The 25,749-nt window shown below is 34.6% G+C and carries 22 protein-coding genes and 3 pseudogenes; 15 read left to right on the forward strand and 10 right to left on the reverse strand.

From position 1 onward, the window contains the following. Window positions 1-22 precede the first annotated feature (22 nt). The 5 genes from leuC to ACW9JY_RS07185 all read left to right on the forward strand — a co-directional run bounded on the left by leuC (window position 23) and on the right by ACW9JY_RS07185 (window position 5,877). Window positions 23-1,282 carry a 3-isopropylmalate dehydratase large subunit gene (leuC, locus tag ACW9JY_RS07165; RefSeq protein ID WP_103898916.1) on the forward strand — a complete coding sequence of 420 codons (1,260 nt, stop codon included), beginning with the start codon at window positions 23-25 and terminating at the stop codon, window positions 1,280-1,282. Further along, complete coding sequence (gene leuD, locus ACW9JY_RS07170) at window positions 1,279-1,773, forward strand: 3-isopropylmalate dehydratase small subunit (protein ID WP_103898915.1); 495 nt, start codon at window positions 1,279-1,281, stop codon at window positions 1,771-1,773. The genes leuC and leuD overlap by 4 nt, the downstream gene beginning before the upstream one ends. Next, window positions 1,774-2,823, forward strand: coding sequence for a 3-isopropylmalate dehydrogenase (locus ACW9JY_RS07175; RefSeq protein ID WP_457283854.1), 1,050 nt, complete (start codon window positions 1,774-1,776; stop codon window positions 2,821-2,823). It begins immediately after the preceding gene. 6 nt (window positions 2,824-2,829) lie between these two features. Then, complete coding sequence (cimA, locus tag ACW9JY_RS07180) at window positions 2,830-4,410, forward strand: citramalate synthase (RefSeq protein ID WP_457283855.1); 1,581 nt, start codon at window positions 2,830-2,832, stop codon at window positions 4,408-4,410. A 285-nt stretch (window positions 4,411-4,695) separates the two neighbouring features. Beyond that, entirely contained in the window at window positions 4,696-5,877 is a 1,182-nt protein-coding gene (locus ACW9JY_RS07185; protein WP_457283856.1) for an aminotransferase-like domain-containing protein, read from the forward strand. Here the strand turns inward: ACW9JY_RS07185 and ACW9JY_RS07190 are convergent. Both ACW9JY_RS07190 and ACW9JY_RS07195 read right to left on the reverse strand, forming a co-directional pair. Continuing rightward, on the reverse strand, window positions 5,866-6,306 hold the full coding sequence (locus ACW9JY_RS07190) for a hypothetical protein (protein WP_103898912.1): 441 nt from the start codon (window positions 6,304-6,306) through the stop codon (window positions 5,866-5,868). The two genes, ACW9JY_RS07185 and ACW9JY_RS07190, sit on opposite strands and share 12 nt — an antisense overlap. A 110-nt stretch (window positions 6,307-6,416) precedes the next feature. Next, window positions 6,417-7,713: pseudogene (locus ACW9JY_RS07195) on the reverse strand (Glu/Leu/Phe/Val family dehydrogenase). 269 nt (window positions 7,714-7,982) lie between these two features. On the opposite strand from ACW9JY_RS07195, the gene ACW9JY_RS07200 reads away from it, so the two are divergent. The 4 genes from ACW9JY_RS07200 to ACW9JY_RS07215 are packed head-to-tail and all read left to right on the forward strand — an operon-like array spanning window position 7,983 to window position 10,090. Beyond that, window positions 7,983-8,543 (forward strand): RNA polymerase sigma factor, encoded by a 561-nt coding sequence (locus ACW9JY_RS07200; protein WP_103077173.1) that lies wholly within the window; start codon window positions 7,983-7,985, stop codon window positions 8,541-8,543. Beyond that, entirely contained in the window at window positions 8,540-8,716 is a 177-nt protein-coding gene (locus tag ACW9JY_RS07205; RefSeq protein ID WP_169925163.1) for a hypothetical protein, read from the forward strand. Before ACW9JY_RS07200 ends, ACW9JY_RS07205 begins: the two co-directional genes overlap by 4 nt. Before the next feature lie 23 nt (window positions 8,717-8,739). Next, the gene (gene thrB / locus ACW9JY_RS07210) at window positions 8,740-9,663 is read left to right on the forward strand and encodes a homoserine kinase (protein WP_103898910.1); all 924 of its coding nucleotides are present in this window, start codon (window positions 8,740-8,742) and stop codon (window positions 9,661-9,663) included. Beyond that, window positions 9,635-10,090 carry a SoxR reducing system RseC family protein gene (locus ACW9JY_RS07215; RefSeq protein ID WP_457283857.1) on the forward strand — a complete coding sequence of 152 codons (456 nt, stop codon included), beginning with the start codon at window positions 9,635-9,637 and terminating at the stop codon, window positions 10,088-10,090. Before thrB ends, ACW9JY_RS07215 begins: the two co-directional genes overlap by 29 nt. A 32-nt stretch (window positions 10,091-10,122) precedes the next feature. On the opposite strand, the gene ACW9JY_RS07220 is transcribed toward ACW9JY_RS07215, so the two are convergent. The 7 genes and pseudogenes from ACW9JY_RS07220 to ACW9JY_RS07250 all read right to left on the reverse strand — a co-directional run bounded on the left by ACW9JY_RS07220 (window position 10,123) and on the right by ACW9JY_RS07250 (window position 18,871). Continuing rightward, the gene (locus tag ACW9JY_RS07220) at window positions 10,123-11,301 is read right to left on the reverse strand and encodes an ABC transporter ATP-binding protein (RefSeq protein WP_103079272.1); all 1,179 of its coding nucleotides are present in this window, start codon (window positions 11,299-11,301) and stop codon (window positions 10,123-10,125) included. Beyond that, window positions 11,301-12,320: an ABC transporter ATP-binding protein gene (locus ACW9JY_RS07225; RefSeq protein ID WP_103898907.1), complete on the reverse strand. Its 1,020-nt coding sequence runs from the start codon at window positions 12,318-12,320 to the stop codon at window positions 11,301-11,303. The genes ACW9JY_RS07220 and ACW9JY_RS07225 overlap by 1 nt, the downstream gene beginning before the upstream one ends. Before the next feature lie 19 nt (window positions 12,321-12,339). Beyond that, window positions 12,340-13,083 (reverse strand): annotated as a pseudogene (locus tag ACW9JY_RS07230) (ABC transporter permease); the annotation flags it as partial. Between the two features lie 447 nt (window positions 13,084-13,530). Further along, window positions 13,531-13,674: pseudogene (locus tag ACW9JY_RS07235) on the reverse strand (ABC transporter permease); the annotation flags it as partial. A gap of 1 nt (window position 13,675) precedes the next feature. Then, the gene (locus ACW9JY_RS07240) at window positions 13,676-14,713 is read right to left on the reverse strand and encodes an ABC transporter permease (protein WP_103079269.1); all 1,038 of its coding nucleotides are present in this window, start codon (window positions 14,711-14,713) and stop codon (window positions 13,676-13,678) included. A 123-nt stretch (window positions 14,714-14,836) separates the two neighbouring features. Further along, a complete protein-coding gene (locus ACW9JY_RS07245) occupies window positions 14,837-16,690 on the reverse strand; it encodes an ABC transporter substrate-binding protein (RefSeq protein ID WP_103079268.1) in 1,854 nt (617 codons plus the stop codon). Between the two features lie 459 nt (window positions 16,691-17,149). After that, window positions 17,150-18,871 (reverse strand): hypothetical protein, encoded by a 1,722-nt coding sequence (locus ACW9JY_RS07250; RefSeq protein ID WP_457283858.1) that lies wholly within the window; start codon window positions 18,869-18,871, stop codon window positions 17,150-17,152. Between the two features lie 369 nt (window positions 18,872-19,240). On the opposite strand from ACW9JY_RS07250, the gene ACW9JY_RS07255 reads away from it, so the two are divergent. From ACW9JY_RS07255 to ACW9JY_RS07270, 4 genes are all read left to right on the forward strand, one after another. Next, complete coding sequence (locus ACW9JY_RS07255; protein WP_169925162.1) at window positions 19,241-19,384, forward strand: hypothetical protein; 144 nt, start codon at window positions 19,241-19,243, stop codon at window positions 19,382-19,384. A gap of 181 nt (window positions 19,385-19,565) precedes the next feature. After that, on the forward strand, window positions 19,566-19,688 hold the full coding sequence (locus ACW9JY_RS07260) for a hypothetical protein (protein WP_281255690.1): 123 nt from the start codon (window positions 19,566-19,568) through the stop codon (window positions 19,686-19,688). 207 nt (window positions 19,689-19,895) lie between these two features. Further along, a complete protein-coding gene (locus tag ACW9JY_RS07265; protein WP_457283859.1) occupies window positions 19,896-21,272 on the forward strand; it encodes a radical SAM/SPASM domain-containing protein in 1,377 nt (458 codons plus the stop codon). Further along, the gene (locus ACW9JY_RS07270) at window positions 21,227-21,418 is read left to right on the forward strand and encodes an ATP-binding cassette domain-containing protein (protein ID WP_103077163.1); all 192 of its coding nucleotides are present in this window, start codon (window positions 21,227-21,229) and stop codon (window positions 21,416-21,418) included. The genes ACW9JY_RS07265 and ACW9JY_RS07270 overlap by 46 nt, the downstream gene beginning before the upstream one ends. A 110-nt stretch (window positions 21,419-21,528) precedes the next feature. Here the strand turns inward: ACW9JY_RS07270 and ACW9JY_RS07275 are convergent, their stop codons facing one another. After that, window positions 21,529-23,061 carry an IS1634 family transposase gene (locus ACW9JY_RS07275; protein WP_457283860.1) on the reverse strand — a complete coding sequence of 511 codons (1,533 nt, stop codon included), beginning with the start codon at window positions 23,059-23,061 and terminating at the stop codon, window positions 21,529-21,531. Between the two features lie 275 nt (window positions 23,062-23,336). Here ACW9JY_RS07275 and ACW9JY_RS07280 point away from each other — a divergent pair, with 275 nt between their 5' ends. Then, window positions 23,337-24,188, forward strand: coding sequence for an ABC transporter ATP-binding protein (locus tag ACW9JY_RS07280; RefSeq protein WP_281255692.1), 852 nt, complete (start codon window positions 23,337-23,339; stop codon window positions 24,186-24,188). Between the two features lie 950 nt (window positions 24,189-25,138). Continuing rightward, a complete protein-coding gene (locus tag ACW9JY_RS07285) occupies window positions 25,139-25,690 on the forward strand; it encodes a hypothetical protein (protein WP_457283861.1) in 552 nt (183 codons plus the stop codon). Window positions 25,691-25,749 lie beyond the last annotated feature (59 nt).

Here is a 25,749-nt window from a genome sequence, read left to right on the forward strand (position 1 = left end):
AATAAAGCGAGGAAGTAAAGAAATGACTATTGTAGAGAAGATTCTTGCGTCTCATTCAAATAAAAGTGAAGTTAAACCTGGAGAGATTGTTAATGCAAGAGTAGATTTAGTGCTTGGGAACGATGTAACAACTCCTGTTGCCATCAAAGAATTTAGAAAAATAGGTTTATCTAAAGTATTTGATAATGAAAGGGTTGCAATAGTTCCAGATCATTTTACCCCAAATAAAGATATAAAATCTGCGCAAAATGCTTTATTTATAAGAAATTTTGCAAAAGAGATGAATATTCTTAATTATTTTGAGATAGGTAAGATGGGAATAGAACACTGTCTAATACCTGAAAAAGGACTAGCCTTACCAGGTGAAATCGTTGTAGGAGCAGATTCACATACGTGTACCTATGGGGCACTTAACTGTTTAGGTACAGGTGTTGGAAGCACCGACATGGCTGCCGCAATGGCTACCGGTTACTTATGGTTTCGTGTCCCAGAAAGTATAAAGATTGTATACAAGGGGAAGTTAAACCCATGGGTCAGTGGGAAGGATCTGATACTTTACACGATAGGAGATATAGGAGTAGACGGAGCCCTGTATAAATCTATTGAGTTTACTGGAGAAACGATCAAAGATCTTTCTATGGATTCGAGAATGACTATGGCAAACATGGCGATAGAAGCAGGGGCAAAATGTGGATTATTTGAATACGATGAAAAAACCAAAGAGTACTTAAAAGAAAGGGCAGTAAGAGAATATACACCGGTAAGTAGCGATCCCGATGCTTCTTATGAAGAAGTTATCGAATATGATGTATCAAGTATTGAACCACAGGTGGCTTTCCCACATTTGCCAGAAAACACCAAACCTGTTAATGAAGCAAAGGGGATAAAAATAGATCAATCTGTAATTGGTTCTTGCACTAACGGAAGAATAGAAGATTTAAGAATTGCTGCTCACGTGCTTAAGGGACATAAAATCAACCCTGATGTAAGATGTATTATTTTTCCTGGCACCCAAGATATATACATGCAGGCACTAAAAGAAGGCTTAATTGAAATATTCATCGAAGCGGGAGCCGCCGTAAGTACACCAACGTGCGGACCTTGCCTTGGTGGCCATATGGGAGTTTTGGCAAAAGGTGAAAGAGCAATCTCTACAACTAACAGGAATTTTGTTGGAAGGATGGGGCATCCAGAAAGTGAAGTTTATTTATCCAATCCTGCGGTGGCGGCAGCTTCTGCTGTTAGTGGATACATTACCCATCCTGAGGAGGTTATAAGGTGAAATTCAGAGGGAGAGTTTTCAAATACGGTGACAACGTTGATACCGATGTTATTATACCAGCTAGATATCTAAACAACCCTGAACCAGAAATATTGGCACAACATTGTATGGAAGATATAGATAAAGATTTCGTAAAAAAAGTTAAAAAAGGAGACATTATAGTAGCCGGAAGGAACTTTGGTTCTGGAAGCTCTCGTGAGCATGCTCCATTATCGATTAAGGCGGCAGGTGTTTCTTGTGTCATAGCAGAAAGCTTTGCAAGGATTTTTTATCGAAACGCTATCAATATTGGATTACCTATACTTATTTCTAAAGAAGCTTCCCATAATATAGAAGATGGTTCGGAAATAGAGATAGATTTAGACAATGGAATCATCAAAGATCTAAAAAACAATGAAGAATACTATTCAGAGAAATATCCTAAATTTCTTCAAGAAATAATATCTTCCGGGGGATTGATAGAGAAGATCAAAAAGGAGGTCGCTCAATAGATGCCGTCGGTCGCTGTTCTACCAGGAGATGGAATTGGAAAGGAAGTAATCAATGAAGGTCTTAAAATCTTAAATTTTATGGGAGAAAAGTATAATTTGAATCTTAAATTTGAAGAGTTCGAGGTTGGAGCCGAACGCTATCTAAAATCTGGAGAATTAATTCCAGATTCTCTATTGAAACAATTAGAAACCTTCGATGCCATATATTTGGGTGCAGTGGGAGATCCAAGAGTACCATCAGGTATATTAGAACATGGAATACTATTAAAATTACGATTTCATTTTGATCAATACGTCAATTTAAGGCCAATAAAACTACTAAACGACAGGTTTTCTCCTTTGAAGAAGAAGGGCGTTAATGAGATCAATTTTACAGTAATAAGAGAAAACACAGAAGGACTCTATGCAGGTATTGGAGGAATTTTAAAAAAAGATACTCAAGACGAAGTAGCGATACAAGAGATGCTTTCAACTAGAAAAGGTGTAGAGCGTATCATCCGTTACGCATTCGAGTATGCAAAAAATCTCAAGGGGAAACTAACACTCTGTGATAAAAGTAACGTATTAACTTATTCTCACGGCTTATGGTTAAGGGTGTTTGAAGAGTTAAAGAAGGAATATCCAGAAGTTCAGACTGATCATTATTACGTGGATGCTATAACGATGAAAATGGTACGAAATCCCGAAATTTTTGATGTGATAGTAACCTGCAATATGTTTGGAGACATCATCACAGATTTGGGTGCAGAACTTCAGGGAGGCATGGGGTTAGCTGCCTCGGGAAATATTAATCCTAACAGTGTTTCTATGTTTGAACCCGTTCATGGTTCAGCTCCCGATATTGCTGGTAAAGGTGTTGCCAATCCTATAGCTGCTATTTTAGCTGCAGCTATGATGTTAGAATATTTCGGAAGAAAAGATTTAGCTGAAAAGATTGAAGATTCAATTAAGATCTCTATCCAAGAAAACTTACTTTCTCAAGACATGGGGGGAAATTTAAGCACCAGCGAAGTAGGAGACGAAATTGTCAAAATTCTAAAAAGAGGGTGAACCAAATTGAAAGAACCTAAATTGTTTGATACCACTTTAAGAGACGGAACCCAGGGCGAGAATGTTTCTCTAACTGTAGAAGATAAATTAAAGATAGCTAAAAAATTAGATGAGTACGGAATAGACTACATTGAAGGTGGTTGGCCAGGGTCCAATCCTAAAGATGAAGAGTTCTTTAAAAAAGTTCAACGTATGTCATTTAAAAATAGTGAAATAATTGCATTTAGCTCTACAAAAAGATACGGAATAAAAGCAGAAGATGATCAGAATATTTTAAAATTAGTTTCTTCTGGGGCAAAAATCGTTACTATATTTGCAAAAAGCTGGGACTTCCATGTATCTCAAGCCTTGGGCATTTCTCTTGATGACAACCTGAAACTCATAGAAGATACGATAACCTTCTTAAAAAGAAAAGGTATAGAAGTCTTTTTTGATGCTGAACACTTTTTTGATGGTTTTAACCATAATCAACAATATGCCCTTAAAACCTTGGAAGTTGCACAAAACTCCGGTGCTTCAATTGTTGTTTTATGTGACACAAATGGGGGGCAAACCCCTTCAAAGATAAAAGAGGCAATAGAAGTGGTAAAAGAAAGAATAAAAATACCTTTGGGCATTCATGCCCACAACGATTCCGGTCTAGCTGTAGCAAATTCTCTTACAGCCTTACAAGAAGGAGTTGAACAAATACAAGGAACGGTTGGAGGCTTAGGGGAAAGATGTGGTAATGCAGACCTTTGTATTATAATACCTAATTTGAAGTTTAAATACGGATTTAGATTACCGAAAATAAATGTAGAAAAAACAACTTCACTTTATAATTACGTATTTGAAGTTGCTAACTTAACTCCTGACAACAGGATCCCTTACGTGGGAAGAAGCGCATTCACACATAAAGGTGGCGTCCATGTTAGCGCCATTCTTAAAAATCCTCTCACTTACGAACACATATCTCCGGAATGGGTTGGAAACACTAGAAGGATATTAGTTTCTGAGTTATCAGGAAAAAGCAATTTGAAATCAAAGTTGGAAGAATTGGGCTTTGATATTACACAATTTTCTGAAGAACAGTTCAAAAAGTTAACATTGAAGATCAAGGAATATGAGCATGATGGATATCAATTTGAAGGTGCAGATGCTTCTTTGAAACTCTTAGTATTAAGAGAATTTTTTGACTACGCCCCAAATTTTCAAGTGGAGAATTTCAACATTCTTCATTACAATTTTGGTAAAGGCACGGGAACCGAAGCCGTTGTCAAATTAAAGATAAATGATGAAACTGTCCATGCTGTTGCTGAAGGCGACGGACCTGTGAATGCGTTAGATATGGCATTGCGAAAGGCTTTAGAAGACTTTTTCCCTTCCCTAAAAAACATGAAATTGATAGATTACAAAGTAAGGGTGCTGGACAGTGCTTCTGGAACCGCTGCAAAGGTGCGGGTCTTAATAGAAACTTCAGACACCGATAAAACTTGGACTACTGTGGGTGTTTCAACTAACATAATTCAAGCCAGTTGGAAAGCATTGTTAGACAGTGTAGAATATGGCTTGTTTGTAGATAATTTGATCCCTGTTAAAGAAAACTAACAAAACTTTCAGACACTTCAGAAATATAAGATTTTGATTTTAAAAGGATTGAAGGGCGGAGCCCTGTTTGCTGCAGTGTGCAAACCATGTTTTTTTGGACCTTTGTGCAAAATGGTTCTATATAATGCCTTAGAAACAATTTCCATATTCTCATTTGCTGGGCAAATGATGTTACGCGAATTTGAGGATCTTAAGGGGTTTACCCCTTAATGTTTGGCGAAGGAGCGCTAAATTAAGTTTTAAGATTTCTAAAGGCTATAAAAATTTCTCAGGAGGAGATAAAAAATGGAAAATATATACGCTAATCGTATGAAAAACGTTCCACGTTCTTTTATAAGAGAGATACTTAAAGTAGTTGATGACCCCGAAATAATTTCATTTGCAGGCGGTTTACCAAATCCTGATTTGTTTCCAGTAAACGAGATAAAAAATGCCGCTGTTTACCAGTTTGATAATCACGGTAAAGAGATACTTCAATACAGTTCCACAGAAGGCTATCCACCTTTAAGAGAATTCATCGCCAATAGGTACGTGGAAAAGAAAGATTTAAATATTACACAAGATGATGTCTTAATAACTCATGGTTCTCAACAAGCCCTTGACCTACTTGGAAAATTATTTTTGAATGAAGATGATTTCATTGCAATTGAAGAACCTGGATACTTGGGAGCCATACAAGCATTAGCAGTATACACAAAAAACTTTAAAATCGTAAAACTATCCCAAGAAGGGCTTGATTTAGAAGAATTAGAAGATGTTTTAGAAGAATTTTCACCAAAATTACTTTACACCGTCCCAAATTTTCAAAACCCTTCGGGAATTACTTATACAAATAAAAATAGAGAAAAGATAGCTGACTTGTTGAAAAAGCACAATATTTACCTTATAGAAGATGACCCATATGGAGAGTTAAGATTTGAAGGGAAAGATAGTGTTTCATTCAAAAAATTGATACCTGAACAAACGATACTTTTAGGATCATTCTCAAAAATTGTTGCCCCAGGATTTAGGCTGGGTTGGGTAGTTGCTCCTAAAGATATATTGGAAAATCTTGTAACCGCTAAGCAAGGAGCTGATCTCCATTCTAATTATGTAGGGCAAAGAATAATATACCAGTTCGTGAAAGAGAACGACCTAGAGAAACATATAATGAACATAAAAATGAGGTATGGTTCACAAAAAAATGCAATGATAGACAGTATTAAAAAATATTTCCCCAAAGATGTAGAATATACGAATCCACAAGGAGGAATGTTTCTTTGGGTAACTTTACCTAACAACATCTCGGCTCTTGAGTTGATTGACAAAGCTATTGAAAAAAAGGTTGCCTTCGTCCCCGGAGACCCTTTTTACATTGATAAGAAAAATGTAAATACCTTGAGATTAAATTATTCCTGTGCAAATGAAGAAAGTATTGAAGAGGGGATAAAAAGGTTAGCTTCTACAATACAAGAATTAGTCATTTAAATGTTCGTCAAACTTTTTAGGCAAAAAAACATCTCTTAATCCTATAAGGAAAATAATTATGCCAAATACAATGCCCAAATTTAAGTTTCTCAAAGCGGCAATGATGTAACCCAAGGAAAAACCATTCAACATCCAAGATAGAATAATTAATATTTTTTTGTTAAACGCTGTATAAAGAACAGCTAGAAAGGCAGAAAGGTTTATCAACAAATAAAAATAAGACGGATCAAAATTATTTAAATAACCAAAAAAAGAAAATAAAACCCCTACTAACAAAATAAAGTTACCTAATTTACTATACGTACTTTTTTTCCAGGAAATGTACAGTACAATACCTAAAATTATTAGTGAAAAAATCCAATACAACATATCAACCAGAAATAAACCAATCGTAGCGTTTATAAATACAGAAATTAAGGTAAAAGCCATTTTTCCACCTCTTTATTAAATAAACCTATTCTATTTTACTTGACTTAAGTAACCAAAAAATTACCCCTTTCTAAATAGTTAAGAAAGGGGTAATTTTTGTTATTTTGTCATCATGGATAAATGCCTCTTAACTTTGTAGCGTTTGCCACACGTTCGATAGCTCTCACATATGCAGCTGTTCGCATATCGACTTCATACTTATCCATTGTTTGAGCAACGTCACAAAAGGCATTCTTCATCTTTTTATGAAGGGCTTTTCTAATATCTTCAAGTTCCCAAAAATTCCACTGAAGCCCTTGTACCCATTCGAAGTACGAAACGGTCACGCCACCAGCATTTGCCAAGAAATCCGGTACTATGAAGACATTCTTGGACAACAAGATATCGTCCGCTTCTGGAGTTAATGGACCGTTGGCTCCTTCAACAATGAGTTTTGCTCTTATATCATCTGCATTATCTTCGTTAATGGCATTTTCCATAGCACAAGGGGCAAAAACATCAACATCTAATTTCAATAACTCTTCGTTGGTTATCTCTTTATAACCTTCTTCGTTAACATCCAATAACAAGGCTTTTCTATTTCTAGTTCTATCCATTAGTCTCCGAATCTCTTCTGCTGTGAAACCGGATTCTTTATAAAAACCACCACTATAATCAGATATTGCAACCAATCTATATTTAGTTTCTTCTGTGAGAGTCAAAGCCAAGTAAGAACCAACGTTACCGAACCCTTGAATGGCAACAGTTATCGCTTCATCTTTTTTATTTAGCTTACCCTTGTCTGTCAAATACTTTACAGCTTCCTCAATACATATATTTACTCCTCTTCCAGTGGCTTCTGTTCTTCCTTCAGAACCTCCAATCTCTAAAGGCTTCCCTGTAACTATGCCCTAAAGTAGTATGACCAATATTCATCGAATATGTATCCATATACCAAGACATTATTTGACCATTAGTGTTTACATCTGGGGCGGGGATATCTTTTTCTTCACCTATTATAATTTGAATTTCAGAGAAGAATCTTCGGGATAATTTCTCTAATTCTGAATCTGAAAGTTTAAATGGATCCACTGTAACTCCGCCTTTAGCCCCACCATAGGGGATGTCTACCACTGCGGACTTCCACGTCATCCAGAAGGCTAATGCCTTAACTTCATCTAATGTAACATCTGGATGGTACCTAATTCCACCTTTTGCTGGACCCCTGGAAACATTGTGTTGTACTCTGTAACCTGTAAAAACTTTGATTGATCCATCATCCATACGTACTGGAAAATTAACGGTAAGTTCTCTTTTTGGCTTGATTAATACTTCTCTTAAATTTCTATCCAATTCCATGATTCTAGCAGCTCTATCAAATTGTTTAACTGCGTTATCGTACAAACTTACCTTCTTTGTTTCTTCCATATTTGAAATCCCTCCTTTTTCTTATTGTTTCCTTCTAGGAAGTATAGAACTTCACTTCTGTCTTACATACATATTTTATCCCTTTTTTCTCAAAGTTTCAAATCCAAAGAGATCTGTTCTTAGACGATTAGAAACGATTATACTAATTTAGGAACGATTATCGAAGTTTTTGTCAACTATGAAAAAAATTTCAGGAAAAATTTTTCATAGAATCCCCTCGACAATTATGGTATAATAATATGAACAATTTATTATAGGAGAGAGTCAAATTGACAGAAGAAAAATTCGTTGAAGATCTTAAAAAAAATGATCCTGATGCGTTTAAAAAATTATACGAAGAGTATGCACCAAAAATTTACGGAGTTTTAAAAAATTACGTTAACCATGATGAAATAGAAGATGCACTTCAAGAAGTGTTTATAAGAATTATTAAAGGGATAAATGGATTTAAAGGCCGTTCCAAGTTGTCTACTTGGATTTATAGAATAGCTGTCAACGTTGGTAAAAATTATTCTCGAAAATATCAAAGAAGTAAAGAAACTTCTGTGGATTTTGAAGATGAAACAGACCAAAATCATAATATCCAAGCAATTTCCGATACCAACGTAAAAAATGAAGTCTTAGAAGAACTCGATTACCAAATGATTTTGAATATAATGGAAAAACTTGACGATGAAGAAAGGCTATTGATTAAATTAAGAGATATCGATGGACTGAGTTACAATGAAATTTCCGATATAATGGAAATCCCTTTGGGAACGGTGAAAAGTAAGCTACATTATGCTAGGAAAAAATTGAGACAATTGATAGAGGAGGCTAAGTTCATATGAACGAAAAAGAAGAAGAATTGTTGAACGAATTTTTTGAGGGAAAAATCAAAGAAGATGAGTTGAATGAAAACTGCAAGAAAATAATCGATATATATAAGAACATTATAAAAACATACTTTTCCTGCGAAAATTCTGTTATCAACAATGTTAAAAGTAAACTTAATTTTAGATAACTAATAATGAAAGGGCTGAAGAAATGATCAGAGTGAAAGTTCCAGCTACAACTGCGAACATAGGACCAGGATTTGACAGTTTAGGGATAGCCTTACAATTATACAATATTATAGAAGTGGAAGAAATCAACTTTGGCCTTGAAATAAATGTTCCAGTTGAGGATCGAATGCATATAGAAACTAATGAACATAATTTGGTTTATCGAGCGATGAAGCGACTATTTGAAGTAGTAGATTTCCATCCGAAAGGTCTTCGAATAAATCTTATAAATAATATACCCCTTGCAAGAGGCTTAGGAAGTAGCGCAGCTTGTATAGCGGGTGGCCTGGTAGCTGCCAATAAGCTGCTTAATGATCCCTTGAAGAAAGAAGAGATAATGTATTTAGCAGCTACAATGGACGGACATACGGATAATATTTTACCAGCATTGGTTGGAGGATTGACAGTAGGCTGTTTGTTAGAAAACGAAGTTAAATATGTAAAAATGAATTTACCACCTCAGTTAAAATTATTAGCTATCATCCCAGATTTTCATTTTTCTACAAAAAAAGCCCGTTTACTTTTGCCACAAAATGTGCCTGTTGAAGAGGCAGTGTTTAATATAAGTAGGGTTGGTCTTCTCGTTGCTTCACTTGTAACCGCGCATTTTGAAAACTTATCAGAAGCCACAAAGGATAAAATCCATCAGCCATATCGTAAAGATTTTATCCCTAACTGGGAAGAAATAACGTCTAAATTGATAAAAATAGGTGTAAAGGGTTGTTTTTTGAGTGGCTCTGGTCCTACGATCATGGGAATTTTAGATGAAGATTATAAAAATATTGAAAACGAAATGGTCAAATTTCTTTCTCACTTAGAGCAAAGGTATAAAGTAACAGTTTTGGACGTATGTAATCAAGGATTGGAGGTATTAAACGATGAGGGAAGTAATGGATGTTATCGATAAAGATGAGAATTACGTGTATTTGAGAACCACAAGGACGCAAGAATGTGAAAGCTGTGCAATGAAAGGTGGTTGTACCCTATTAGGTGGCCCAAACGAGCTGAAGTTAAAAGCCAAAAATACTGAAGAGGTCGATGTAAAAAAAGGAGACAAAGTAATTGTTGAAATGCCTGAAGTTCCAGTAGTGAAACTTTCTTTTTTAGCTTATGGGATTCCTTTAATCGTTTTCTTGTCTATAATTTCCATACTTTATACTTTGAGCTTTTCAGATATCTTCTCTTTCTTGGCTGGAATTTTAGGAATGGGAATTACTTATTTTTTAATTCATCAGTACGATAGAAAAAAATTAAAAGACAGATATCTTCCGGTCATACTACAAAAGTTGGAGAAAAAAATAGATCTAAAATTAAACGAAAAAGGAGAAATTTAAGATATTTAAAAGCTTGGGTAAAACCCAAGCTTTTAAATTTTAAACTCTCCCGGGAAATGACATGATACATAATGACCTGGTTTAATTTCTTTAAGTGGTGGTTCTTCTTTGCTACAAATATCCTTAGCAATTGGACAACGAGGATGAAACCTACAACCTGAAGGTGGATTTAGAGGGCTGGGTACATCCCCTTGTAAAACCACTCTTTTCTTCTTAACTTCCGGATCTGGTATTGGAATAGCAGACATCAAGGATACCGTATAAGGATGCAAAGGCTCTTCAAAGAGCTCTTTTTTCGTTGTTAATTCAGCTATCTTTCCTAGATACATAACCGCTATTCTGTCGCTTATGTGTTTCACAACGGCCAAATCGTGAGCTATAAAAACATAGGTTAAGCCATAATCGTTTTTCAAGTCAACCATTAAATTTATGATCTGAGATTGAATGGAAACATCTAAAGCGGAAACAGCTTCATCAGAAATGATTAATTTTGGATCCAATGCCAAAGCACGTGCTATCCCTATTCTTTGTCTTTGTCCACCAGAAAATTGGTGGGGATATCTATAAACGTAATCTTTGGATAATCCTACTGTTTCCATTAAGTTGGCAACTCTATCCCTTATTTCAGAAGATGTACCCATTTTATTCACTTTCATACCTTCTCCTATGATATCCAGGACTCTCATTCTTGGATTTAAAGAAGAATATGGGTCTTGAAAGATGACTTGTGCATTTTTTCTAAAGGCTCTTCTTTTTTCGTCCAAATTAGATAACAAATCTTTCTTTATTTCTCTTACCCCATCATGAAAATATAACTGGGCGTATTTTTTATCTATTTCATTATCTAATTTCTTAATTACTTCTTCTTCTGAACCTAATTCTTTTTTCATTTTCTCAAATCTTTCAGCATAAATCGTTTTAACATACTTATTAATGGTGGTACCTCTCATGAACCATGGTGTAGTGTCTTGTTCTCCCATTATAATTCGTCCGTCTGTTGGTTCGTATAATCTTAGGATTGTCATACCTGTTGTACTTTTACCACAACCGGATTCACCAACAAGCCCCAGAGTTTCTCCTTCTTTTATTGCAAAGCTAATATCGTCTACAGCTAATACATGAGCAACGGTTCTTTTGAAGACCCCTGCTCTAACAGGAAAATATTTTTTTAAATTTTCAACTTTTAAGATTACTTTGTCACTATTTGGCACTATACTTCACCTTCTTTGACTTTGTTCATTTCATCCAATAATTTGTCTATGTGCCAACAACGGGAAAAATGGCGAGGTTCTACTTCTTCCAAGTTGGGATCTTCATCTACACATTTTTGGTCAGCAAAGAAACACCTATTTGAAAATTTACAACCCTTTGGAAAGTTCAAGGGGTTTGGAACTACTCCAGGAATAGAAAGCAACCTCTCCTCTTCTTTGTCTATCCTGGGAATAGAATTCATCAACCCCCATGTATAAGGATGACGTGGCCTTTTAAAAATGGTTTTGATGTCACCACTTTCAACCACTTCTCCACCATACATAACTATCGCCCTATCAGCCATCTCAGCAATAACTCCAAGGTCATGTGTAATAAAAATTATAGACATTTTAAACTCATTTTGTAAATCCTTCATGAGTTCCAGTATCTGTGCCTGTATGGTAACATCCAATGCGGTAGTTGGCTCATCTGCTATGAGGATGGAAGGGTTGCAAGCTAACGCCATAGCGATCATGGCTCTCTGTCTCATTCCACCGGACAATTCATGAGGATATTGGTCAATTCGCCTTTCTGGTTCAGGAATACCAACTTTTCTTAATAAATCAATCGCTCTTTTTTTCCCTTCTTTTTCACTAATCTTAAGATGCAATTCAAGAGATTCCATGATTTGTTCCCCAATCGTGTAGACTGGGTTTAAAGCGGTCATAGGTTCCTGGAAGATCATGGAAATCTCATTACCACGTATCCTTCGGAGATGATTGTCCGATAAAGATAAAACATCCATATCTTTGTACTGTATTTCTCCTTCAGCGATCCATCCATTTTCGTCTAGTAACCTTATAGTGCTTAGCGCAGTAACTGTTTTGCCTGAACCAGATTCTCCCACTATTGCCAACGTTTCACCTGGATAAAGATCAAAACTGGCTCCATTGACCGCCTTTATTATACCATCCTCTGTCTTAAAATGAACATGCAAATTATCAACACGAAGTATAGGTTTGCTATTGTTATCTTTCAAAAAGCTTCCTCCTCTCACTTTATCGTCTCATTCTCGGATCAAAAACATCTCTTAGGGCATCTCCTAGTAAATTCCAACCCATGACAAAAAGAATCATAGCCACACCAGGATATAAGATCGTGAACCAGTACTGTCCTGGATTTGTACCCCCAATGATCCAGTCGCGGGAATATGATAATATTGATCCCCAATCGGCGTATCCTTGTGGGGCACCTAAACCCAAGAAACTTAGAGCTGCTGCAGTGATAACCATTGATCCGATCCTCATAGTAGCGTTTATCAAAACTGGAAATATCGTATTAGGTAAGATATGTTTGACTATAATTGCCGCATCCCTTACCCCAAGAGCTTTCGCAGCCATAACGTACTGCTCATTTTTGGCTTGAAGTATATTCCCTCTGATCAACCTGGCTGTGACCATCCAACCAAAAATTATCAAGGCGATCATCATATTTCTAACTCCAAGACCTAAAATAGTTGTTAAAACCATAGCTGCAAGCATAAAAGGTATTGACATAAAGATATCCGTGATTCTCATCAGAACTTCTTCGAGCCAACCACCAAAATAGGCAGCTACTGAACCTATAAAAAGCCCTACGATAGTTGAAATTAAAACTACCACCAACCCTATTTGAAAAGCGGTTCTACTTCCCCAAACAACACCGTAAAAGATATCCTTTTGATTTACTACCCCAAAGGGATGTTCAGGAGATGGTGGTATAGGCTCTAACGTTGAAACTACGTTGGGAATCAAGAACGGATTGAATTCAATTGAGTTCAAGAAATCTTTGTTTAATGTTTCATAAACGTTTAAAGCTTCATTTTTGAAATCTTGTCCATTGAGTGATTGAAGATCGCTGATCATTTCTGAAAATCTTAAAGACCTTTCATACCTTTCAACTACGTTTTCATATTCATTTCTCAACCTTCTAATTACACCATTAGTATCTTCATCAAAATCTTCGTAGTAGGACCTATTTAGAACATACATATCAACTAATCCTTTAATTTCAGATTTTAATTCTTCTTTTTCAATTTCCCCATTTTCAAACTTTTCAACACTTTCCATCAATTTTGACATATCTTGATAGTCCATTTCAGCAAAAAAATATGTGTCTTCCCAATAGTTTTTAAACTCTTGAATAATAGAATCTTTATTTCCCGTTGGATCTTCATTTATTTGTTCACGGGCTCTTTCCAAGTTTCTTTCGTTTGGTAATTGAGGAGGTGCTATTACTGGTGCCAGTATCGCTATAATTATGAAAAATACCAATATAGAAAAACCTATGATAGCAGAAGGATTTGTAAAAAAGCGTTTTAAAGCCCTTTTTGTTTCTTCATTCACAATTTCCACCTCACCCTAACCTAATTCTTGGATCGATAAATGCGTAAGATACATCGATTATAAGATTTCCTACAATAAGTATGAAAGAAGTAAATAATAGAACACCCATTATAGAAGCATAATCCAATTGTTGAGCGGCTGTTGCAGCGAAGGATCCTAAACCTGTTCTAACAAAAACCATCTCTACTATAACAACTCCCGCCAATAAACCGATGACCATTTGACCCGCGGTTGTTACAACAGGGATCAAGGCATTTCTTCTAGCATGCTTGTTTATAACTAATTTTTCTGGTAACCCTTTTGATCTTGCAGTTCTTATGTAATCTCTTCTAAGAACTTCCAACATAGAAGATCGGGTGATCCTCAGTAGATTAGCCCACCATAGCCAAGATATAGCAATAATTGGACCTATAATATGTCTTAAAGCATCCCAAAATATATCAATTCTTCCATTGAGTAATGCATCTATAGTCAAAAGATGAGTATAGTTATTAAAGGTGGCACTTTTTACAATTTCATCTGCCCATAAACTTAGGTTACCTGGAGGAAACCATCCCAAGCCAATATAAAATATCAATAAGACAAGGATTGCCCAAACAAAATCTGGCAAAGACCAACCAATTAAAGCAAATATTCTAATAACTTGATCTATGAATGAATTATGATGAACTGCAGCAGTAACCCCAAACCATATACCAACTCCTATTATAGGGAAAAGAGCATATAGTGCTAATTCTACTGTATAGGGAAATCTGTGTAATAAAGCATCAATAACAGGCTCTTTCCCCACTACAGACCAACCAAGATCACCTTTGAACAAATTCCCTATCCATTTGCCGTATCTAACAGGCCAAGGATCGGTCAATCCATACTGCTCCATCAAAGCAATTTTATCTTGATCAGATAACTTGGCATAAGTATTTGGATCAACGTAAGTAGATAAAAGTTTCAGTGGTCCCAGTAATTGTTGCATAGAAAAAACTATCAATGTAACGCCCAACATAATCAAAGGGAGTAATAACAACCTTCTCATAATGTATGTGGTCAAAAGCAAACACCTCCGCTCTGTTATTTATACTTATTAAGTAATCACTTAAAAAGAGAGGGGAACCCCCCTCTCTTCACATTCTACTACAAAAAACTTTCTTTTCACAATATTTTAGCAGAATTATTACTCTACCTTAGTATAGTTATAATAATAGTCACCTGGCCAAATTGGATTATTTATCCATCCTTTTAGCCAAGAACGATGGACCCTCAACCCTTGTGGCTGATAAAGTGGTAAAACAAGAGCGTAATCAAAAACAAATTCTTGAATATCTATGTACATTTGCTCTCTTTTAGCAGGATCAGATTCAAGGGCTGCATCTTCTATCATTTTGTTCAATGATTTTCCACCAAATTCTGGTCTTGGCAAGCTTGCAAATTCCGCAAAGTTATCGCCGTAGAATCCTCCGTAATCACCTTCGCTGTGATAATAGGTGAAAATAAAGTTATGTGGATCTGGAAAATCCGCAACCCAACCTATGATGTAAACTGGAAGCATCATATTTTCTCTTTCATCTAAGTAAGTTGGCCATTGAACCCCTCTAACTTCAACTTGGAATCTAGGATTTATCTTTGCTAAATTATCCCTCAATATTTCTGCAGATACTCTCCTTGAATCGTTTCCTGTATTGTAAAGAATAGTCATATTGAAACCTGTTTGCCATAATCTACCTTGATAAGCCCGTTTGAAGTAATTTTCAGCCTTTTGCAGATCCAATTCGTATGTTGGGAGATCTTCGTCGAACCCTAAGAATCCAGTTGGTAAAGCGGTAGGAACTTTTTCACCCAAACCGTTCAAAACTTCATTTATCATACCATCATAATCAAAGGCATAAGCAAAACCTAATCTAACATTATGATCTGCAAAGAAATCTGGTGGAATACCGTTTCCATCCAATTGACCTGAACCAATGTATGGCGACTCTGGATCAACTTGCCAATTGAACCCTAAAGAGGTGATTGAAACCTCAGGTGTGCCAGGGATAACGGTCAAACCATCCATAGAAAGTACAACATCTAAATATTGAGCAGGAACATAAGCTATGTCAGCATCACCTGTTTCAAGCATAGCTCTTCTCGTCGACCATTCGTCTATACCTTGAATGATTACTCTTCTTATTGGGGCGGGACCCTTCCAGTAATCGTCGAATCGTTCGAGCGTTACCCTTTGTTGAGCGTGATCCCATTCGACCAATTTATACGGACCTGTTCCCATCGCATGGTCAAAGTATGGAGACTGCTCTTTTGTCCATCCGTGATACTTCCACCAACCTTCGGCATTTCCATCCCAAATGCCTAATTCCACAGAGTATTCTTTATCTAATATCGAACCCCAACTACTTCCAGAAGCAATTACATTCAAAAATGGGGCGAAAGGTCTTGCCAAATGGACAAGAACTTCATTACCTTGAACTTCTACCGCAGGATCTATCACGTCATTATAGAAATTAACTAGAGCCTCTTCGTATTCAGGAGATGTAGGATTCATCTCACTATCAAATATAGTATCCCATGAAGCACCTACGTAATCTTCTACCAACGTTCTAATACTGAAAACACCAAACATAGGATCTAAGTACATCCATACTGGTCCTCCAGGTGGGTTGTATAATAGTGCTCTTTCGAAGGTGTATTCGACATCTTCAGGGGTTAAATCGTTACCGTTGTGGAATTTTACACCTTCTCTTATTGGAAAGACATATGTTGTTCCACCGTCTCTCAAATAACCATTTTCAACTGTAGGGACAACCGTTGAGAGCATAGGAACAAACTTACTCATACTTTCACCATCGTATGCTACCAAGTTGTCATATACGTTGAAAATAACTTCACCACTAGAAGTGTCGTAAGCATGGTGAGGGTCTAAAGTATCTGGTTCACTTAGTGTGGCATCGAAAATCATATCAGGGTTTTTCACCTGAGTAAAGGCAAAAACACCCATCAAAGTAACCATAAGAACAATAAAAACCTTTTTCATACCTCTACCTCCTTTACAGATTTATTAGAATTGTTACACACTAACAATACTTTCCCAAATAATCTCCTTATATATTTTATCACATTTTATCTTAATACACAAGTAATAAATTTTAATTTGAAAAAAGTGCTTTTTGTTTGCAAGTTTGACGCAAATCATCATATTAATAGTATTCCACAAAATTAGATTTTTATCAAGTTCGTTTACGGCTTATCTGAAGGAATTATAAACGATTAAGACCAATTAAAAGCAAATATTACCAAAATAATTAAAATATGAAAAATTTTTCATAGTTTATAAAATTTAGCTTGCTTGTAAGAAGTATGGGTAGAAAAAGCGAAATATGAACATAGGACTAAAATAACCACATGATGGTAGTCGGGTTGGCTAAAAAGTTTAATATAACCCAAAATAGGTTGTGGAAATTGTTAGAATTCTACGTTTCAAAAGATAGAACCTCTAAATTTCAAAAGCCTTGACTATTTCCACCAACTCTTCTCTTTCTTCCCCTTCAAAAACATAAAAAGAAATAGCAGAAGGTTTTCTTTTCAACGTATATTTTTTCACGAATGAATTAATCTCTTTTGGTACTTTCGGTGTGAATTCTTTTGGTATATCTTTTAAATCATAGTACCTACCGTAATTCATTATGAACTTTTCTATCGTCTTTTTTTGTCTTGCATTAAGACCAATGTAATTTTCAATGAACTCTTTTAAATTCTTTTTATTTAAGTCTTTCATAAACCTTTTTACAACTTCTTTCCTTCCCAAATAAAAAGGATGTTCATTGAAGGTTATATTTTTGTTTGTGTGGATTTTTGGTTCTTGAACGTTTGTTAGTAAAGAATTAAACTCTATCTTTGGATTTCTTTCAAAGATAGAGTTTACTAACTCTTTCGTGTAGTAATCACATCTTTCTTCAATTAAACTATCATCTTCTATCTCTTTAATTATCTTTTTTAGATCAATCTTTTCTTTGTAGTAATGAACGAGGTAAGATGTAAAGAGTTCTGATATTTGTCTTTCTTTTGGAAAGTTCTTAAACTTTTCAAGGTTTATCTCAAACTTCTTATCTATATCCTTCTTTTTCAATTCTTTGATTATACATATAAGTGTGGATGTGTTGATTTTAAACTCAAGAGCATCTAATATGTTTCTCAAGGTATTTGGTTGAATGTACTTTGTCTTTGCAGATAAAAACTCTTTCAACGTTCTTTCAGAAACGTTCAATGAATCAATGGGTATCTTTTCTTTTCCTATCTCTTTCCTTATGAAATCTCTTAGTTTTGGTGTACTTCTGTGTTGGTTGTTATCCAAATTGAATACAAAGTACTTTAATTGGTTAATGATATCTTTAAAAGTATTTTTTATCGATTCACCTTCTGCTTTGTTTAGTTGAGATAAACACTTCGAAAAGATAAAGGCGGTCTCATAAACCAAAGGATCGTTATTATTCTTTTGTACTTGAAACATAGTATCAAGGAAATTGAAAACATCAAAGTTATTATCATCGAAATAGTAACCAAGGTAGAATCCCAATGGTAAAGTAAAAGCTAAAGCCTTTTCTTTGTTTGTATCTTTCAACCACCAAGATGTATTGTTTAAAGCTTGCACCATACCAGAAGGATGTGGAACAATTTTTAAAACCTTAAATGCTTCAACGTTCAAAGAAACTGCTTCATCGTATCTTTCTTCGTTCTTTTTCTCTCTTGCTTTTGATAGCAATATGAAACCTTTGGCGGCGGGAGCATTTTCATAACTTTCACTCCAAATTCTAATGGTTTGCGAATCTTTTTCTTCAAAATTTAATTCATGAACATTCTTTAATTTCTCAACAACTATTCCTCTTAAATACTTAGGGAGTGTGGCGAATTCTTCCTTCAATTGATTGAATACTTCTTTAATTTCTTCATTCCGAGAAAGTTTGACTAAAATACCTATCTTTTCAACTAAAATTAAACAGTGCAAACCACCTTTTTTTAACTTTTGTAACTCTTTATCTATTATCTCAAGGGCTTCATCGTATTTAACATCCCATTTTAATTTCAAAACGTTTATGTAATTGACGATGTTTTTATTTTTATCTGATCTATCACTTTCTAAGTAATGAACAACATAATTCAAAATTGGTCTTATGAACTGTCCTTTACTTACAATTTCAATCAATACTTTAATGTTCATTTCTCCACCCTCTTTTTCTTTACCTAATAGCAACAAAAATATAAAATAAAATTTACTTCAAAAACCTTTTCTTTGGAATGTTAACAACCCTCAGAGCTTCTATATTTTTTTCTAAATTTCATTATATCATAACTCTTTTATATTAACCAAAAGAAATGACAAATGCATTATATACGATAAAAGATATCGTAAATAATTTTAACATAAGTTTTTTTGACCAATCTCTGTAATACTTTATAAATACATATTTGAAACCAATTAAAAAAACACTTGAAAACCATATGGAAAAGCGTATGATTAAAAGGAGGGATTGAATTATTTGAGATATTAGTTTTAAATTAAAAGAATAATCTAAGGGGGTGAAGGAGGATGAAGAAATTTATTGCTGTTTTGTTTATCACTGTTCTGCTATTGAGTGGGATTTTTGTTTTTGGTGGAGAAGGTAACAGTACAGGATCAACAGATGGAGTAGTACCCAGGACGGTTGTAAGTGTTGTGGAAGGGGTAGAGTAAATGTTTGATTAAGGTTTTTACTTTACATAAAAAACAACGCTTTTAAAAAGCTTAAAAGATTTAAGAAAGTATCTAGATAAGTTTTTGAAGGAAAAGATTGTGGGGAGAGGAATTATTTGCCGGCAAGAAGCAACCCTGCAGGAAAAGTAGTGAAAAATAAAAGTGAAAGGAGGCGAAGATAATGGGAAACGCAGGTGTTATAGGTCCAAGGGCTGAGTATTGTAGTGCGTGCAATAGTTGTCTTATTTGCCCAATTAGTGGTGCAGCTTTGTCTACTGCCGTTGCATTTGTTGGATTGTGGTAATATTTATCAAAGAGTAATTTTTCCCTCGCAGAGAAAAGCTGCGGGGGGAGCTTTTGTTCTAAAGTCATTCAAGTTTAAGTTAATGAACCGAATATACATAAATGGTTAAAATAGCTAAAAAAAATTTTTAAAAGTTGAAAGTAATATTTTAATTTTGGGAAATATTGCTTAAAAACGCAAACAAAAGTTAGGAGGGAAACAAAAACCATGAGAGAAGATGTTTACTTAAAATTGAACGTAAATAAGGCTAAATTGTTCCTATCTCCATTATATCCAACCTTAATGTTCATACCAAATATGTCGAAGTCTCGTGATAGTAGTTTAAAACAGTCTCTTTCTCTTAAATTAACAAAAGAGGGTGGAGAAATAATTGAAAAAATGTATGAACCCATGAAAGTTGGTCAGATGATAGAATTTTTTTCAAAAAAGTATTCTGACTCTGAGGAAAGAGTTAAAGAAAATATTTTTAATTTTTTAAACCAATTAAGAAGCTATGGTTTATCAACAATTTCCTATGAAAAGAAAGACGCAATTATCGATGATAAATTAGAAAAGTTAGGGAGTTGGAATTACGTAGTTCCAAGAGGAATGGTAGTGGAGATAACTAGCAAATGTAATTTCCGTTGCAAACATTGTTATAATAAAAGTGGGGAGGGCGAACATTTAACAGATATAGATAAAGAAGATGCTTTTTCACTAATAGATCAAATGTTTGCATTAGGGACCAGAACTTTAGAAATAACGGGAGGAGAACCTAGTATACATCCTTATTTTAACGAAATAATTGAAAAAGCCTTGAATGAGGATTTTGAATTAATAGGCATTCTATCTAATGGCAGTAATTTTACTGAAAAAACCTTTGATGTTTTATCTAGAAACAAAGATAAAGCAGTTGCTCAAGTTGATTTGCATGGAAGTACACCGAAATATGTGAATTGGTTTACCGGACATAAAAACGCATACGAATTAGCTTTAAACACAATAAAAAAATTAGTGAATATAGGAATTCCGGTCAGATTGGCTTGTAGTGTTACTCCTGGTAATGTTAACCAAGTGGAAGAAGTAGCGAATATTGCCTACAAAATAGGTGTTACAGCAGTGGCATTTGGTCCAGTGACACCTGTGGGTAGAGCAAAAGATAATGATGATTTAATTCTATCTTACAATGAGGATGCTTTTAATGCTTTTGTAAACACTTTGAACAAATTGAAAAATAAGTTTGGCCCTAGTTTTATTGCGGTTTTAGACGAAGCGACTAGTCATGATATTAATTGCGGAATTGGAAGTACCGGTTTGGTAGTATCATCTAAATTAGATGTAAGATTATGTCAAATGGGTGATATAATAATTGGTAATTTAAAGGATTATAAGAATAATTTGAAGGATTTTCTAATAAATAAAACAAAGCTTTTGGAAAATATTTCAAAAACTCCTGCTCCAAGAGAAGATATTTGTGGAGATTGTGAAGATCTTTGGTTTTGTTCTCGCTGTATAGCCAGAGGATTTATAAAAGCAAGAGAAAAGGGGGAAAATTGTAGATGGTATCAAAAAACAAAGGAACACTTATCTCTGTTAGATTTTTGACAAAGGAACTTGGTGGTAACAAAATACTAAAAGGTATAACCTTCAATGTTGTAAAGAATGAGATTTTGGCGTTGGTAGGTCCCAACGGAGCAGGAAAGACTACAACAATAAGGTGCCTCCTGAGTTTGACAGTTACAAAAACGTAAGAATTCTAAAACAGGCATGAATAACTGCAAAAAAGCGTTTTTGGCTTTCTCTGTTTTTCAAAAGTGTCACTACATGCCTTTCTTTTCCTTTATTTATCAGTGTTTTAGTCTTACGCTTGTGCTTTGCTCCTTTCTAATCCTTTATTTTCCTCATTTTGGTCCTGTAGTTTTAGTTTCTCTATGAATTCCTCATATGGGGTTACCACTTTTGGGATTGGTATATTAAGTATCTTCAATATCTTCTGAGCTAAAACATTCATGTTAGTCCTAATGGCAAAATGCTGTTCGTTGGTTTTAATATCTATGTATTCCATGTTTTTAATTGCTTCTCTTATCTTTTCGTGTGAGTATTCTATATTGTTTCTTTCAAGTTCTAATTCAAGTGTTCTTTGCATTATGTAAGATATGAAACTCATCACTATGTGTCCCTTTATCCTTTTCTGTGTCCAATGAAATATCGGTCTTGTTTCAAGATAATTCTTTAGTGTTCTGAAACTTTCTTCCACTTTCCACAAGGTATGGTATTGCTCTAATATCTGTTTTGGATTCAACTGTGTGTTTGTTATTATTCCATAGTATCCGTCATATTTTTCGCCTTTTCTATCTTTTTCAGCCCTTTCCTTTGAATGTATTATGAGTAATCTTTTACCCCCGTATTCTATTTCTCTGTATTCAATCCCTTTTGATATTTCAGTGAATTCCCCATCGAATATATCCACCTTTTTTAACTGTTTTATCGATTTACCAACTATGAATTCGTAATCGGAATTCTCTACTATTTCCATATTGGTTTTACTCATCATCCCCCTATCAGAAACCACTATTACCTTCCCCAGCTGATATCTCTTTTTCATCAGTTCAATCGTATCTTTGAACGTATGTCCTTCGAACGTGTTACCTGGATATATATCAAAACTAACCGGCATTCCTTGAACCCCCTTCGGGGCGTTTCCTTTCCCAACTATCGACATCCCTAAAACTACCTGTGATTCATTGAACTTCTTATCTTTAGAATAACCCATCTGTAGTAACTCATTCGTTTGTTGTGTCTCAAAGGCTAACGTCGTTACATCGTAAAACACTAAGTCTACTACAGAATTGAATAAACTTATCCTTTGACAATACAGATGTTTCTCTAACTCTTCCTTCTTTTGCGCTAACACATCTAGCGTCCTGTACATCCATTGTAAGGCTATCCCTTCTTCATCTGTCTCTGCCTCATCTATTCTTTTGAATCCATAATAATCTAAGTCGTTGAATATTCCCAACTTGCTTTTAGGTTCTATTATTCTGTTCATAACCATTATTTTCAACAAATCTTCCACATCGAACCTTATCTTTTTATCCATCTTTTCAAAGAACTTATCCATCTCATATCTTTCAAACAATCTATCCACTATTACCTTTATCCCATAATTCTTCTTATCAGGTGCTTCCTCAACATTATTCAAATTCACATAACCTTTTATATCATATATCTGTACAAGTTTATCGACAATATTTTCCACTTCTTTTCTACTGATAGTATCGATTCTACCCAAATTAGCGATTATCTTTTGTTTATTCTTACCGTTTTCACGGTAACTTTCTACTATTCTTAAGTATTCTTTCCCTTGGTTGTTTTTTACCGTTCTAACATACATCCAAATCATCTCCCAACTTCATAATGTCTTTAATATTATACCACAGAAATATTATGAAGTCAAGAGAATAATATAATTAAAAGAGAAAAAAGTGTCACTACATCAAAAAAATTTTTTCAAAAAAATAGGTGATTTATCCCCTCAAACCCGCTTCCTTCCGTTCAGTTTACTAAAAAATCGTCTCTCAACTATCAAAGTCAAGAGAAAACAAAGGAACACTTATCTCTGTTAGATCTTTAACAAAGGAACTTGGTGGTAACAAAATACTAAAAGGTATAACCTTCAATGTTGTAGAGAATGAGATTTTGGCGTTGGTAGGACCCAACGGAGCAGGAAAGACTACAACAATAAGATGCCTTACGGGGATCTACAACCATGGTAAGGATCAAATAATCAAAAAAGATGGCTTAACCATCGGAGTAGTTTCAGAAAAGGATTTGCTCTGGGAAAAAGAAACGGGATGGAAAAATATCGAAATATTCAGAGAATATCTCGGTGGAAAACTATCAAATGACCAAATAGAAAGCTATGCAAAGTATTTAGACATCTCAGAATTCTTACCAAAAAAGGTTCATACTTATTCAAAAGGAACGAGAAGGAAGTTTTCTTTTATTTTAGGACTTTTAAAAGACCCAGAACTTTTCATACTTGATGAACCCATGAGTGGTTTGGATCCTGTTTCAAGGATAAAGATGAGAGAGTTAATATTTAAACTCAACAAAGAAGGAAAAAGTATATTCTACACCTCTCACGACTTAGCAGAAGTGGAAAAGTTAGCTCACAGGGTAATGCTTATGAAAAAAGGAGAAATAGTGTTGGATAACTTAAAAAGTGATATATTAAGTAATTACAGAAACTTAGAAGAGTTATTCTTAGAAAAAGTGGGGGTGTATTATCTAATTTTTAGAATTCGAAGAATAAGTATAATTGATAACTTGTTTTTTATAATAGGATTCATAGTTGTTTTTGGTGGCAGTTATTTGACTTCGTTGTTTCCTGTGACAGAACAGTTCAACGATATACTTTTATGGATACTGTTAGGAGTAGGGATATTTTTATTTTTCTTCACAGTAGTAGCTGGGAAAAAGATAACAAAAGAAACTGTAGTATTAACGATTCCAGATTAAAGGAATTTGAGGATAGAGTTTATATAGACAGTTTGGAGATAAAAGGATTATCAAAAATAAGATTTTGATTTTAAAAGGGTTACAGGGTATAACCTTCAAAAGAAACAGCAGAAGGCTCCTTTTACCCAATAGCAACAAAAATATAAAATAAAATTTACTTCAAAAACCTTTTCTTTGGAATGTTAACAACCTTCAGAGCTTCTATATTTTTCTCTAAATTTCATTATATCATAACTCTTTTATAATAACCAAAAGAAATGACAAATGCATTATATCCGATAAAAAATATCGTAAATAATTTTAACATAAGTTTTTTTGACCGATCTCTGTAATACTTTGTTAATGTATGTTTAAAACCAATTAAAAAACGACTTGAAAACCATATGGAAAAGCGTATAATGAAATTGAGAAGGATGAAAATTGATTGTAGCAGTTGCTTTTTAAACAAAGATTAAATCAAAAGATAGGGGTGAGATAGTATTAGGACTTTTTTACAGCAAGCTTGTTACAGTTTTGCTATTGAATGGTATTTTTTGTTTTTAGTGGAGAAAATCTAGATACAAGATCAACAGAGGGGGGAGTACCCAGATCGGTTTTAAATGTTGTGGAAGAAGTAGAGTAAATGTTTGTTCGGGTCATTTACTCTATACAAAATGAAAGGAGGTGATACATATGAAAAAGCAACCGAAGCCTTTAACACTGGAAGAATTAAAAAAACTAGAAGCAGATCGTAAGGTCATTCGTTGTGTGATCCGATGCTAATCCTTTCCACCCTAGGGAAGAAGAAGGATTCCATCCTTCTTCTTCTTCTCATAAATGTGGCCAGCATACCCAATAGCTAAGCGGTGAAAGTCCGCGATGGACAATATAGCGGGAGCGCCTAGTCGAAGGCAAGGGTGTCCATCTGAGGAGGTAAATTATCTATCTTCTAATCGATTTTTTGATGTGAGGTGAATGAATTGCTTTCATTAATAGTGATGATCATAGTATATATGCTTACTATGATTCTTATTCACGAATTGGGACATGTAATTGCCATTTATTTGATAGGTGGACGATTGAAAAAGTTTGAATACTCTTGGTCTTCTATCAAAGGTGTATATTCCTATCCTGAAAATCTTACTTTTAAAAAATATATTTTCTTTACTATTAATGGCGTTTCTATGCAGCTTCTAGCTTCACTTGTTTTTATTCTTTCTGTAAATGATACCATTTGGGTTTCTTTTGCATTGTTTTACTTTTCCATTATTTCAATCAACCTTGTTCCATTGTCAACAACAGACGGAGCTTTTATTTTCAAGGCATATCCTTCAAAGAAGATTAAAAATCTATTATGGTTTCTAGTCGGACTCTTGTTTATTTTATCCCTATCCGGCCTGGTTTTTTTGTGGAAAGACAAGGAAGCTGAGTCCTATACTCAATTAGGCATGACCCTAGTATACCTGCTGATGTTAATCCTGTCCACACGTCGAATGGTTTATTTATACCCACTTCAGAAATAGGTCAAAGCAACGATTAACTAAAGGTAAATTAAGTTAAGGCAAGAAGAAAAAGAACTAAA

Source organism: Petrotoga sp. DB-2 (genome assembly GCF_054051725.1).